The sequence below is a fragment of the Marinomonas sp. SBI8L genome, from assembly GCF_001624705.1.
Classification (GTDB): Bacteria; Pseudomonadota; Gammaproteobacteria; order Pseudomonadales; family Marinomonadaceae; genus Marinomonas.
On the sequence record NZ_JSEO01000015.1, the window covers coordinates 27,974 to 41,466 of the forward strand.

10 protein-coding genes are annotated in these 13,493 nt (G+C 40.5%); 4 read left to right on the forward strand and 6 right to left on the reverse strand.

Features of this window, described 5'->3' with window-relative positions; genetic code table 11:
• Nucleotides 1-39: 39 nt before the first annotated feature.
• Nucleotides 40-1,803: a SulP family inorganic anion transporter gene (locus OA91_RS19530; RefSeq protein WP_063337618.1), complete on the forward strand. Its 1,764-nt coding sequence runs from the start codon at nt 40-42 to the stop codon at nt 1,801-1,803.
• Between the two features lie 33 nt (nt 1,804-1,836).
• On the opposite strand, the gene rluF is transcribed toward OA91_RS19530, so the two are convergent.
• From rluF to OA91_RS19550, 4 genes are all read right to left on the reverse strand, one after another.
• A complete protein-coding gene (rluF, locus tag OA91_RS19535; RefSeq protein ID WP_063337619.1) occupies nt 1,837-2,970 on the reverse strand; it encodes a 23S rRNA pseudouridine(2604) synthase RluF in 1,134 nt (377 codons plus the stop codon).
• 173 nt (nt 2,971-3,143) lie between these two features.
• Nucleotides 3,144-3,935 carry a substrate-binding periplasmic protein gene (locus OA91_RS19540; RefSeq protein ID WP_063337620.1) on the reverse strand — a complete coding sequence of 264 codons (792 nt, stop codon included), beginning with the start codon at nt 3,933-3,935 and terminating at the stop codon, nt 3,144-3,146.
• A 255-nt stretch (nt 3,936-4,190) separates the two neighbouring features.
• Nucleotides 4,191-5,816 (reverse strand): sensor domain-containing diguanylate cyclase, encoded by a 1,626-nt coding sequence (locus tag OA91_RS19545; protein WP_157203803.1) that lies wholly within the window; start codon nt 5,814-5,816, stop codon nt 4,191-4,193.
• A 200-nt stretch (nt 5,817-6,016) separates the two neighbouring features.
• A complete protein-coding gene (locus OA91_RS19550) occupies nt 6,017-7,624 on the reverse strand; it encodes a methyl-accepting chemotaxis protein (RefSeq protein ID WP_046019319.1) in 1,608 nt (535 codons plus the stop codon).
• 344 nt (nt 7,625-7,968) lie between these two features.
• On the opposite strand from OA91_RS19550, the gene OA91_RS19555 reads away from it, so the two are divergent.
• Complete coding sequence (locus tag OA91_RS19555) at nt 7,969-9,678, forward strand: sensor domain-containing diguanylate cyclase (protein WP_063337622.1); 1,710 nt, start codon at nt 7,969-7,971, stop codon at nt 9,676-9,678.
• Nucleotides 9,679-9,736: 58 nt separating this feature from the next.
• On the opposite strand, the gene OA91_RS19560 is transcribed toward OA91_RS19555, so the two are convergent.
• Both OA91_RS19560 and OA91_RS19565 read right to left on the reverse strand, forming a co-directional pair.
• Nucleotides 9,737-10,105, reverse strand: coding sequence for a hypothetical protein (locus OA91_RS19560; protein WP_063337623.1), 369 nt, complete (start codon nt 10,103-10,105; stop codon nt 9,737-9,739).
• A 166-nt stretch (nt 10,106-10,271) separates the two neighbouring features.
• Nucleotides 10,272-11,450, reverse strand: coding sequence for an acetyl-CoA C-acyltransferase (locus tag OA91_RS19565; protein WP_063337624.1), 1,179 nt, complete (start codon nt 11,448-11,450; stop codon nt 10,272-10,274).
• Nucleotides 11,451-11,722: 272 nt separating this feature from the next.
• On the opposite strand from OA91_RS19565, the gene OA91_RS19570 reads away from it, so the two are divergent.
• Complete coding sequence (locus OA91_RS19570) at nt 11,723-12,181, forward strand: MerR family transcriptional regulator (protein ID WP_046019323.1); 459 nt, start codon at nt 11,723-11,725, stop codon at nt 12,179-12,181.
• A gap of 47 nt (nt 12,182-12,228) precedes the next feature.
• Nucleotides 12,229-13,395, forward strand: coding sequence for an isovaleryl-CoA dehydrogenase (locus tag OA91_RS19575; RefSeq protein WP_046019324.1), 1,167 nt, complete (start codon nt 12,229-12,231; stop codon nt 13,393-13,395).
• Nucleotides 13,396-13,493: the final 98 nt, after the last annotated feature.

Genomic DNA, 13,493 nt, shown 5'->3' on the forward strand with positions numbered 1-13,493 from the left:
AAATTTTGTCCTTAATACCTTTAAAGGCGAGCCATTAGCATGAGCCATAAAAACCAAAAACATCACGCCTTTATTAATCGCTATTTACCTTTTTTGATTTGGGGAAAAAACCTAAATAAACAGTCTTTAATAGCTGACTTCATGGCGGGTCTAACAGGTGCGGTTGTTGTACTCCCTCAAGGGATAGCTTACGCCTTGATTGCAGGTTTACCACCAGAGTACGGCCTTTACACGGCGATTATAACCCCTATTATCGCTGCTCTTTTTGGCTCGTCTTTTCATCTTATTTCTGGCCCTACGGCGGCGATTTCTATCGTAGTCTTTAGCGTGGCGAACAATATCGCTAACAATACGGCAATTGAGTCCAGTGAGTTTATCGGTATTGTCCTCACTCTTACTTTGCTTACTGGCATCATTCAGTATCTCTTTGGTTTGATGCGATTGGGCAGTTTAGTGAACTTTATCTCCCATACTGTGATAGTGGGCTTTACGACAGGCGCCGCATTACTGATTGCCACCAGCCAATTTAAGTATGTATTAGGGGTTGAACTTGCATCAGACAATCACTTTTTTGCTTCTTGGTGGCAACTTACCCAGCATCTACCTGAAACCAGTTTTTATACCTTAAGCATCGCCCTAGTCACACTCGTTAGCATCCAACTAATTAAACGCTTTAACCCTAAACTACCTGCTATGTTATTGGGCATGATAGTGGGTAGTTTGTTTACGTGGTTGATTAACGGCAAAGATAATGGGGTGCCTTTGGTGGGCGAATTACCCAATATGATTCCTCAGATGAGTTTGCCCCCTCTATCGTTTGATTTGATGACAAGTCTCCTACCAGGGGCCATGGCAGTAGCCATATTAGGTTTGGTCGAAGCTTTGGCCATTGCCCGTGCTATTGGTGTTCGCTCAGGCCAACGCATTGAAGGTGATAAAGAGTTTATGGGCCAAGGATTATCTAACATTGTCGGTAGTTTCTTCGCTTGTTATGCAGGTTCTGGCTCCTTTACTCGCTCTGGTGTCAATTACGACTCAGGGGCAAAAACGCCCATGGCCGCAATTTTTGCAGCGCTTTTGCTCATACTTATTTTGTTAACAATTCCTCAAATTACTGAATTTTTGCCTTTACCTGTGATGGCAGCGGCCATTTTATTGATCGCTTTTAACTTGGTGGATATCACCAGTATTCGTCATATTCTCTCTGATAAAGAAGAAAGCGCCATCTTACTGGTGACCTTTATTTCTACTTTAACTATCGCTTTAGAGTTCGCCATTTATTTTGGTGTCATTCTCTCTTTGATTTTGTATTTACGCCGTACCAGTAAACCTAGAATCATAGAGCTTGCGCCTCTTTCGATTGAAGATAATCACAACTTTCGTAATGTTGAACGCTTCAACCTTAAGACCTGCCCTCAGATCAAAACCATACGATTAGATGGCTCCATCTACTTTGCTTCTGTCGACCATATACAAGAAACAATAAGTGCCTTAAAGCCTGAGAAAGGGGGTCATACGCATTTTGTTCTAGTCTGCTCCGGGGTGAATTTTATCGATTTCGCGGGTAAGGAGATGTTAGTAAAAGAGATAGAACGTATTGAAAGTTTGGGAGGAAGATTAGTCTTTTGCGGCTTTAAAAACACCTTGATGGATGATCTTAACGCGTCTGGGTATTTGGATTTAATGACGAGAGAGAATATTTATTCGGATGCGAGCCAAGCTGTTTCCAGCCTTATGGCAGAGCTTGAACATAAAAGATGCGAGACGTGTACGAATCGCATCTTTTCGGTGTGCCCTAAATAGTATGAAAGCCTTTATTAAAGGAGGGCTGAAAGCTTAACGGCCTCTGTTTTTAGGGGCTTTACCTGCACCGCCCTTACCTTGACCGCCTGGTTTGCCAGAACTTGGTTTGCGACCTGTAGGTGCTGGACGACCTTTATTAGCGCCGTTACCTTTTTGCGAACCGCCTCCTTTTTGAGAGCCACCTTTACCGCCCTCCCCAGAACGGGAGCGATTTAAAGGGGCTTTACCTCGGCCACCTTCATTCTTACCTCTGCCGCCTTCATTTTTACCTTCTCCTGGACGAGAACGGCCATCACTCTTACCCTTAGATACAGGTTTACCCGATTGAGACTTTTCTTTGCGGCTTTCAGCAGCTTGGGCTTTGCTTTTACTAAAGCTCTTTGAGTTAGATCGGCCTTTACTCTTTGCTTTAGCTGGCACTTGTTTTTTCTTGCTTGTATCTTCTGAAGACGAATGCTCAATCATTTTTGAGAGTTCGGTCATTTCTTTTTCAGTTAGGTCACGCCAATCGCCAACAGGCAGCCCTTTTAAGCTGATGTTCATAATGCGAACACGTTCTAACTTGGTCACCTGATAACCACAGAATTCACACATACGGCGGATTTGGCGGTTTAAACCTTGTACTAAGAAAATACGAAACACATTCGGTGCTTCTTGTACCACCTTACATTTTTTGGTTTTCGTACCTAACATAGGTACACCACTTGCCATGGTATTGATTGCGTCTTCTGTTAAGGGCTTATCAACGGTAACCACATATTCTTTCTCGTGATTATTACCAGCACGTAATATCTTATTTACCAGATCACCATTACTGGTCAAAAAGATAAGACCTTGTGAGTCTTTATCTAAACGGCCAATAGGAAAAATACGAGATGAGTGATTAACAAAATTCACCATATTATCTGGCTCTTCCATCTCAGTTGTCGAGACGATACCAACAGGCTTATTTAACGCGATAAAGACAAGATCTTCAGCTTCTGGCGGTTCAATTTTAGCGCCATTAACACGAACCACATCACCCGGATTTACTTGATCGCCCACTTCAGCTCGTTTTTTATTGATAAACACATTACCTTGTTCAATAAAACGGTCTGCCTCACGGCGCGAGCACATACCACTTTCACTGATGTATTTATTTAAACGAGTTGAGGTTTTGAAATCCATGTTGGTCCTATCAAAGTGTTGGAGAGTCGATAATTAATATTAGGCTGGCTTAAGTGTACGGCTCATTCATGATAAATGGCCAGTAATGAGGCAGCTAAACTAATGGCGCACACTTTATAAGAATGGCGGTAAGGTTGCCAGCAACTCGCCCTGCTAATGGCAAAATATCTTAATTAATCTTGGTAGGCAGTATACAAAGCACTGGAATGCTCTTCTCTAATCAGCTTAATTTCATTCCAAATTTTTTGTGAAAGTGCTGGGTGTTCTGCAACAAATGATTTAGATAACATCAAATAATAAGGTTTAGAAACTAGTGGCGGGCTGAGTTTTTCGATGGCGTTGTAGTTTGCATTCTCTGTTTGAGTCGATAAAAAGCTATCTGCGGTAACCGTCTGCAAGGCAACCACCTTAATTCGCTTTGTACTTAGCATCAGCAAATTGCTTTTGGTGCTACTGGATTGCTCAACCCTGATGCCCTTCTTTTGTAGATCTCCCACAATAGAATAACCTAATGGCGCACCGACTAATTCTGTTTTGAGATCTTGCCAATCTCCGCTCCAATTAATTGGTGACGACTTTAAGTGATAAAGCGAATAGGAAATACTGGTGATACGGCGGTCTGTATCGATAGGGCCAGTATGCTGAAAGTCTTTCGTTGGATACCAGCCAAAATCTAACCTTTCAGATTTGTAAGATGCATTAAAAATACCATCTACTCGATTAGATTTAAGCGAATACAAGGCACGCTTCCATGGCATACGGATAAATTTAATCTCAAATTCTGGCATTCTTCTATCTAGAATTTGAAGCATTTCTATGGCGATACCAGGCTTGTTTGCAAGTACCTTGCTACCTTCACCTAAATAATAGGGAGGTTGCTGCTTATCTTCGTAAGCAAGCGTAATAGTGAGAGCATGAAGGGATGATGTAAAAAATAAAATAAGAGAAAAGCACACAAAGCGCATTGTCAGGCTCCTAGTTTTGCGTAGGTTTAACTTCTGACCTGTAGCACTATCACGTTCTTAAATACTTCCAAGTAAAACAACAAAAACACATAACCAAGTCGAATAATTAAAGGCTACTGATATTCTTTAGGTTTATCAATAGACAAACCTCAAATATGAAAATTAAAGCATATTCTTTAGTCTAATTAGCTAGGGAACCTACGATTAATACTTTCTCTGAAAAGACTGAGAAGAGATGACTTAATCGCAGGCTCCCTAGACAACAAACGCAGAAACCTGATTTCTCCCCTTTTCTTTAGCTATGTAAAGGGCATGATCAGCCTGTTTAAACAAAGCAACTTTATCAAGTTGTGAGCCTCTTAAAGTAGAGACACCGATACTAACCGTTACCTTAGGCACCACACTCGAATACAAATGCTCGATTGCCAAAGCTTCTACATTTGCTCGAACTTTTTCAGCCATAATTAGCGCACCATCGGCACCCGTTGCTGGCATGATGGCAACAAACTCTTCTCCACCATATCGAGCAACAAAATCTGTTGTACGAGTAAGTGATTTGGTAATGACTTGAGCGACCTCTTGCAACACGGTATCGCCAAAATCATGCCCATAGTTATCGTTATAAAGTTTGAAACAATCAATATCTATCATGAGAAGCGATAAAGGCTCAGAGGTACGGCTAGCCATGGAAATCTCTCGGATTAATGTGCGGCTATATAAGCGCCTGTTTGCAATCTTAGTCAGGGAATCAAGCTCACTTAGTACCTTTAATTTATGATTCGCCTGCTCTAGTTGCTCTGTTCTACTTCTGACTGTTTTTTCTAGACTTTTTTTATGTCGTTTTAACACTTCCCTTTCTTTTTCTTTAAACCAAAGAGGTAAGAAGGCAAGCCCTGTGGTGAGCAAGATAATAACGCCAAGTACTAGAATAAAAATGAGACGAGTGACTCGATAGGTTTTTAACGCTTCTTCTTCGTCTATTTCAGTTGTTAAACCTATACCTAGTTTTTCATTCCATAACCAAGCCCCAAATACAGGTACACCTCTGTAGTCTCGATAGGATTCGTAATAAGGTGCGCGATTACCATCTAGCGCCCTTTTCGCCATAAGAGTAAAAGGCCTTTCGTTCTTCGCTATGATGGTTTCTTCACCTTCTACTAAGTTAACTCCAGGGTCGGTAATGCGAATAGCCAACATGGCCATATTTTTTTCACCCAATAAACCCAGTAATTTTAAGTTTTGGGTAAAGCGACTTTTAGTAATGAGCAGACCTGTTTTATCAAATGCGTAGGTTTCACCTGTTCTACCTATACGGCCAAGCTCAGTAATTCTCGTAAAATGCACCATAGGGTTAAACCCAAGAATCAAAGCCGCAACAACAAACCCTTTTTCATCAAAGATAGGCGCACCAACAAATACAATGGGTGCTGTTGTTAATTGTGCTCCGTTTTCAGAGGTAACTGATGTAACTGGATACTCTATCGGAGAGATAAACACATCCTCTCCTTTAAACAGGCGTTTTAAACTTTCGTTTCGCGTATCAAAAATAGTGCTTTTTTGACCTATATGAGATTCGTATTTGCTGGCACGTGTCGTGCCATTAAAGTCGACAATTAAGAAGGTTTGATCAGAATAATGCTGCATTTTAGTTTGCATTAGCATTTGCAATTCATGATTCGCTTTAGCAATGGTTTGTGGATTGTCATCAGACAATAACTGCTTACTTAATTCAGTAACTCGGGTGTCATTGGAGATATCAACAAGGTCTTGAAGGTGGTTCTCAGCCCATCTCTGTAAGGCCTCTTGGGTAATTTCTAAAACAGTGAAGAGTGATTGATGAATAGTTTGCTTAGCTTGTTTTTCGACATAAATAACCGCCATAAAGATAGCGAAGCTAATCAAAATAATAAAAACAAAAGGCAATATTAAAGAGGAAAAATTTGAACTCTTAATCACATTCACTTCACTCTATTAACTAAAAAAAGAGCCGATGTGTTAGATCGACTCTATATTAGATTAGTGAAATATATTGAAAAAGTGAATAAAACTCACAAATTAAAGCAGACTCTAGGGAACCTGCTTTAATCTAATTTGAATGAACTTACCCTTTCATCAAGGTTACGGGCCAAGTTCAGTAGTTTCTCACTGGTTTCCTTACTACTATGCGCATCGCTTAAAGAGCGGTCTGCATTATCACGAATATTTTCGACACTGAGATTAATCTCTTCTGCTGTGATGTTCTGCTGCTCGGTGGATTCAGCAATCTGCACATTAAGGTTATTGATCTCCTTCATCTGGGCAGAAATGTCTTTTAACGACATAGCCACTTCTTGAACTTGAAGTGCTCTTTGATCAGCCTCTTCACAAGATGCACTCATAGCTACAACCGTGTCTCTCGCTTCTTGCTGAAGCTTATCAATAGTACGCTTTATCTCATCGGTAGAGTCATGAGTGCGTGTTGCCAAGGTTCTCACCTCATCAGCCACTACGGCAAAACCTCGACCGGTTTCACCTGCACGGGCAGCTTCTATTGCTGCGTTTAAAGCAAGTAGATTTGTTTGTTCTGCAATACTGCTGATTACCTCAAGCACATTACCCACTTCTAAGGTTTGATTTTGCAACTCTTCAACTTGATTCGCGGCACTACGTACATCGTTAGCTAATTGGTTAATACTTAATTCGGTTTGAGCGGCAATCGCCATACTGGTTTCTGCCATCTGATTACTGGCATCAGATTTTTCTGAAGCTTCATGAGATGTATGTTTAACCGCTGAAGAAGAGCTCTCAAATTTACTGACAGCATCGGCTACCGACTCTGTACTCTGCTTTTGTAATTGGATAGATTTTTCTGTGGTATCAGATGCCGTATGAATTTGCTCTGCTGACTGGATAAGAATGTGGGAGGTTTCAGATACATTCGTAATATTGTTTTTAAAGCTCGACATCATGATATTGAAGTTATTCGCCAAACGGCCTAATTCGTCATTAGTATTATCACGAATCGACAAACTCAAATCATTATTCTGAGCAACCAAGCGCATGGTTTTACCCAGCACCTTAAGACGTTTGATGAATAAACGTTTGAAGAGTAAACCTAAGCCAACAAAAGCAACAAAGAAGATAGAGCTCAGCATTACTACACTGAAAATTGAGTTTTGATTGATGGCTTGATCCACTTCATCTAGAGAATAACTCACTTTGACTGCACCTAGAATGTCCCCTGTTTTAGCTTGGTGGCAACCTAGGCAGTTTGTGCCCTTGTAATTATCACTGGCAACAATCGGATTGATATAAGTGAGAACACGTTTATTGTCTTTGGTTTCGATAAAGAGGCTTTGTTTACCTTTCATTGCAGCAAGCTCTGCTGGAGTACTGGCCTTTTCATTTAGATTACCTGGCCCATAAAGCTTACTTACTTGTTCGCCACGAAAGATTTGCGCGGCTTCTATGTTCTTTTGGCTACGCATTTTGTCCGTTAAAATTTCACGGTTCGACATGGTGCCAGTAATCATGAGGGTATTGATCGAATCAAAATAATTATCCGCCAATAGTTTAATATTTGTTTCAATCGTCTGCTCTGCAAGCTTTTGCTGCTGATTGGAACCATTAATAATACTGGCAATTAAAACAAGAATACCTGTTATAGCGAGAAGCAGATAAATTTTATGTTGAATCGAGAGTGAACGCATTTCATTTTTCTCCAAGAACCGATTCTCAATACTAACTATAAAAATAATTTATTAGTTTGATCTCGATTAATAAAGGCTCACTTATTTTTTGAGAAATAACGAAAAAACACACTTAAATACCGAATATAAATTGATTGTCTGAAACTTAATTTGTAATCTTGTGAAATTGACTTCTCTATTCTTTAAGTCTAAAGCGCGACTTAATTTAAACTATTTTTTGTGTTTTTCTAAATCAAAAAATTTCTTGAAATCACACAACCTCATATTCATTAAATTAGTTAGTAATATTAATCACTTACTAAGTTTTAGATTTAACAGCATTTACTTTTGTGTACATTATTTTTATGGCAAACCCTAAACCTAAGAAAGTTACCAACTGCATCAGCATCCTCTCTTCCCTTTTCATTATTATCTTTGGTTTTACTCTATCGTTCAGTTTTTACTTTTACAGTCAAAACAGTGAAGAAGATCAATTAGAGCAACATTACGAGCAATACATACATGCGCAGAGCCTGAGAATTCAAGCCAAAATCCAACAATCCAACATGGTACTTCAATCATATTTTGGCTTTTTAGATAGCCAAGGACATGTAACGAGAGACGAATACCGTTTGTTTTCAGAAGTGATATTAGATGAGCACCCAGAGATTTTCGCCGTTCATTGGACTCCTCGTATTAAACATGCAGACAGAGCTGCAATTGAAGTGCAGCTTGCAGCACTTGATTTAGCACCACTGGGTATTTTTGACGTCAATCCAGATGCCAATGAATTAGAAAGAGCACCGAAACGAGAAGAGTACTTTCCGGTTATTTACGCCGAACCTTTAGAGATAAACCGTAAGGCGGTTGGCCTTGACCCCTTAGCGAGGCCATATAATACCGTCACTATTCGTGAAGCTGCTCGTCATGGAATGCAAGATACAACGCCACCTTTTCCTATCGTTCAAGACCCTGACGGCCCACTCTCTGTGGCACTTTATCACCCTATTTACAGCAAAAACAAAGCGCAAGACACTCCCGAACAGCGCTGGGATGCATTAAAAGGCTATATTATTTTAATGTTAAGGCCAGGGCTTTTATTAAAAGAATACCAAGCAGAATTTAGTAAAAAAGATATTCAAGTCCGCCTAATAGACACAACCAATGAAATACAGCTAAAAATTTATCCAAGAGCTGACAGCCCTGAAGACTTGGCAATTAGCAATTTAGCCGATCCAAAAATCATTAAGCATTCTTGGCAAGTTCCTGGTAGACAATGGACGCTAGAGTTCTACTCAGATACAGATAAAGTTATGGTGCAAGGTTCATTCTTACCCCTAGCACTATTAATAATCATGCTGTTGCTTACCTTGGTTTTTGCTTCGTTTATTTTTAATGCATTTAGACAGTCAGAGAAATTAAAGCTAGCTAACCTTGCGCTTTTGGAAAGGCAAAAAGAACTAGATGATCTTGCCTATTATGATCAGTTAACCCATTTACCAAACCGCTCTTTGTTGAATGAGCACCTCAAGCGCATTTTAAGCTTAGAAGAAAGAGATAAGAGTTTTTCTGCCATTTGCGTAATGGACTTAGATGGTTTCAAAGAAATTAATGATGTTTATGGACATGATGCTGGCGACCAAGTATTAAAAGACGTTGCTGCCAGATTGTTAGATAACTTAAGAGACAGTGACGTTGCTGCGCGAGTTGGCGGTGATGAGTTTGTTTTTATCCTAACGGGTTTGCATTTAATTGAGCCAATAAATGAGATTATTACGCGCATCATAGACGAGATAAATCAGCCAATTTTACTAAACACAAACCAAGTTAATATCTCAGTAAGTGCCAGTATTGGTGTGTCACTCTCCAAAACCCGTGACAATCAAAGCACGAAGACGAAGACAAACACCTCATCAAAACAGAGTAAGCTTCAAATGGCACCTCAAGAAACCAGCCCAGAAGAGAAAGCCATATTAGACTCAAATATTCGTAAGGCATTATTAAAAGATGCGGATATCGCCATGTACCAAGCCAAAAAGCAAGGTAAAGGAAAGCATGTTTTATTTAGTCTATAGCTGGGTTTAAATACTGAAACCTTGATAAACAGTGAAGACGCTTAAAGAAACCGCCTCTTTAATTAAATTCGCCAAGCAGCCAAGCTTGCGCGTCTTTTAAACTATGAAAATTAACGACTTGATATCCATTGGTAAAAGCAACCGCCTCAACAATCACGTTTTCCGAACAAGCATGAGCTGTTACAGATGCTACCTTTGCATTTTCTAGTTCATCCTGACTTGCTAAATAAATGCCAAACTTCTCCTGCTCATCTAGTGTCATTAAGTTCTCAAAATGGCTTAAATCAACAAGTAATTTAACCACCTCGCCTTCTTGCACTAGCTGGCATACCTGATCAACTGCCGCCACTCGTTGTTGAAAATCGACCGCATCATTAAATACCACTTTTATGATGTTATTTTCTTCTCTTGCCAGTGAAAATGCCATAGTAAGTCCTTTTATAACTATTGCTTTAACAAGTTTCTTTTAAGTCTAATCCTTATCTTATAAAAAGCTCGAAATTTCACAAAAAAAGCCTTATAAAACAATTTATAAGGCTTTTTCAATACGGACTAAATGGTCAGCTACTAAACAAGGTTAGCAGCGAATTAAGCTAAATTAGCTCAATCGCAACCGCAGCTGCTTCACCACCACCAATACACAAAGAAGCAACACCGCGCTTTTTGTTTTCTTGCTGTAGTGAGTACATCAAGGTAACCAAAATACGTGATCCACTTGAGCCAACAGGATGACCAAGTGCACAAGCACCACCTTTAATATTGACCTTAGCAGGATCAAGTTCCAGCTTTTGTTGAGCCAGCATGGTTACAACCGCAAAAGCTTCATTGATCTCGTATAAATCCACGTCATCTTTTGACCATTGCGCTTTATCCAAAACCTTTTGAATGGCTGAAATCGGTGCGATAGTAAATTCAGCAGGTAATTGCGCGTGAGTAGAATGTGCCACAATACGCGCCAATGGCTTAAGGCCTTTTGCAATTGCCTCGCTCTCTTTCATCAAGATGATGGCAGATGCACCATCAGAAATTGAACTCGAATTCGCGGCTGTTACTGTACCCTCTTTTGCAAAAGCTGGCCTTAGCTTACGAATTTTTTCTGGACGAGCATTACCTGGCTGCTCATCTACTTCAATTATAGTATCACCATGACGACCTTTTACCGTCACAGGTGTTATCTCATCAGCAAAAGTGCCATTATTAATCGCTGCATTCGCTTTTTCTAAAGATGCTAATGCAAAGTCATCCATAGCTTCACGGGTAAGTTCGTACTTGTCAGCCGTTTTCTGAGCAAAGTTCCCCATTAGGCCGCCTTCATAGGCATCTTCAAGGCCGTCAACGAACATATGATCTAGCACCTTACCATGACCCATACGTAAACCTTCACGTACTTTAGGTAAGATATAAGGAGACTGACTCATGTTTTCCATACCGCCAGCAACCATGATATTAGCACTACCTGCTAAGATTTGATCATGTGCAAACATCACGGCTTTCATTCCTGAACCACACATTTTGTTCACCGTGGTACAGCCTGTTGCTAATGGTAGGCCTGCATTTAAAGAGGCCTGTCGTGCAGGCGCTTGACCAAGGCCTGCGGGTAATACACAACCCATTAACACTTCATCAATCTGCTCCGGCTTTAGACCAGAACGCTCTAGCGCAGCTTTGATTGCAATCCCACCTAGTTCAGGCGCTTTAATACTGCTTAACTCTCCCTGTAAGCCACCCATTGGGGTTCTAGCAGCACCAACTAGCACAACATGATCAGTCATCTTTATTCTCCATTAATCGGCCTGTAAACCGATATTAAGTATTGATAATTCTGCGTTCTATTATTAGATAAATAGCATGACTTAACGTTAACGTAAAGCATGTTTCATTTTTTCCTTGTGATATCAGTTATCCGTTTATTTAGATCAAAACTTTCCTTGTCTATCTGCTGATTTTTGCTCGCTTTATAAGTGATCAAAATATTTACTTTACGTTAACGTCAACTTCATTTAGTCTTTAGATATATTAGAGAAATCCATTATGAGCAAACATTATGACCACACAGAAAAAGAGCTTCTCAATTAGCGAACTTGCCGCTGAGTTTGGTGTAACCACCCGCAGCATTCGTTTTTATGAAGATCAAGGTCTCATGAAGCCTGAGCGTAAAGGACAAACTCGCATTTATTACAGCCATGACAAGGTAAGACTAAAACTTATTTTGCGCGGCAAACGTCTTGGTTTTTCCCTGGCAGAATCCCGTGAACTGTTCGATTTATGGGATGAAACCCCAAGCGGTAGTGAAAGACAGCTAAATAAGATGTTAGAAACATTAAGTGCTAAACAGGCTCAACTTGAGCAACAAATGAAAGACATACAGATGGCCAAACAAGAATTGGACAATGCTGAAATGCGCTGCCGCTCCGCACTCAAGGAGCTAATGCAAGGTAAAGAAACTGGGCAAGGATCAGCACACAATACCGCTGACATGTTGACGTCTTCAAAAGAGATTTAAACAAATTAGGCCTAAAAACAAGAATCACCCTATAAAGGTAAACCGACATGATCTCTCAATACTCTGAACTGAATTTTGGACTTGGCGAAACCCTAGATATGTTACGCCAACAAGTGAATGCTTTTGCTGCAGCACAAATTGCACCTCGTGCTGAGCAAATTGACCAAGACAACCTCTTCCCCAATGATCTTTGGAAAAAATTTGGTGAAATGGGCCTACTAGGTATCACAGTCAGTGAAGAATTTGGGGGCGCAGACATGGGCTACCTTGCCCATGTGATTGCGATGGAAGAAATCAGCCGTGCATCAGCCTCTGTTGGTTTATCTTACGGTGCGCACTCAAACCTGTGTGTTAACCAGATTTATCGTAATGGCACCCAAAAGCAAAAAGAAACTTATCTTCCTAAGCTGGTTTCTGGTGAGCACATTGGTGCGTTAGCCATGTCTGAACCTAATGCCGGTTCTGATGTTGTCTCATTAAAGCTACACGCCCGCGATGAAGGCGATCATTATGTACTTAATGGCAACAAAATGTGGATCACTAACGGTCCTGATGCCAATGTTTATGTTATTTACGCCAAAACTGACTTACACGCTGGCTCTAAAGGCATAACGGCTTTCATTGTTGAACGTGATAGCGAAGGTTTCACTCAAGCTCAAAAGCTCGACAAACTAGGCATGCGCGGTTCAAACACCTGCGAATTGGTTTTCCAAGATTGCAAAGTGCCAAAAGAAAATATCTTAGGTGAGCTAAACGGTGGCGTTAAAGTACTCATGGGTGGCCTTGATTACGAGCGTCTTGTATTAGCAGGTGGGCCACTTGGCATAATGCAAGCGGCGATGGATGTGGCTGTACCTTATATCCGTGACCGTCAGCAATTTGGTAAAGCCATTGGTGAATTCGAGCTAGTACAAGGCAAAATTGCTGACATGTACACTCGTATGAATGCCGCTAAATCTTATGTTTACATGGTTGCCATGTCAGCAGACAGAGGTGAAACAACCCGTAAAGATGCCGCTGGCGTTATCCTTTATGCAGCAGAAATGGCCACTCAAATTGCCTTAGACGCGATTCAACTACTTGGCGGTAATGGCTATATCAACGAATACCCTACTGGCCGTTTATTGCGCGATGCCAAGCTTTATGAAATTGGTGCAGGTACCTCAGAAATTCGCCGCATGCTAATTGGCCGCGAACTTTTCATGAACAAATAACTTAGACCAATCATTCATTCCTATTAATCATTCTCATTAGTCAAGGCTCTTTATTTAAGGGCCTGCTTATTTAAAAAAGAGTTGATAGGACAAAAAGA

What these genes read in the sequence shown, in the direction of transcription:
- OA91_RS19555 (WP_063337622.1), top strand. Translation starts at nt 7,969, where the DNA reads ATGGCAAACCCTAAACCTAAGAAAGTTACCAACTGCATCAGCATCCTC.
- OA91_RS19575 (WP_046019324.1), top strand. Translation starts at nt 12,229, where the DNA reads ATGATCTCTCAATACTCTGAACTGAATTTTGGACTTGGCGAAACCCTA.
- OA91_RS19560 (WP_063337623.1), bottom strand. Translation starts at nt 10,105, where the DNA reads ATGGCATTTTCACTGGCAAGAGAAGAAAATAACATCATAAAAGTGGTA.
- OA91_RS19565 (WP_063337624.1), bottom strand. Translation starts at nt 11,450, where the DNA reads ATGACTGATCATGTTGTGCTAGTTGGTGCTGCTAGAACCCCAATGGGT.
- OA91_RS19540 (WP_063337620.1), bottom strand. Translation starts at nt 3,935, where the DNA reads ATGCGCTTTGTGTGCTTTTCTCTTATTTTATTTTTTACATCATCCCTT.
- OA91_RS19570 (WP_046019323.1), top strand. Translation starts at nt 11,723, where the DNA reads ATGACCACACAGAAAAAGAGCTTCTCAATTAGCGAACTTGCCGCTGAG.
- rluF (WP_063337619.1), bottom strand. Translation starts at nt 2,970, where the DNA reads ATGGATTTCAAAACCTCAACTCGTTTAAATAAATACATCAGTGAAAGT.
- OA91_RS19545 (WP_157203803.1), bottom strand. Translation starts at nt 5,816, where the DNA reads ATGGCGGTTATTTATGTCGAAAAACAAGCTAAGCAAACTATTCATCAA.
- OA91_RS19550 (WP_046019319.1), bottom strand. Translation starts at nt 7,624, where the DNA reads ATGCGTTCACTCTCGATTCAACATAAAATTTATCTGCTTCTCGCTATA.
- OA91_RS19530 (WP_063337618.1), top strand. Translation starts at nt 40, where the DNA reads ATGAGCCATAAAAACCAAAAACATCACGCCTTTATTAATCGCTATTTA.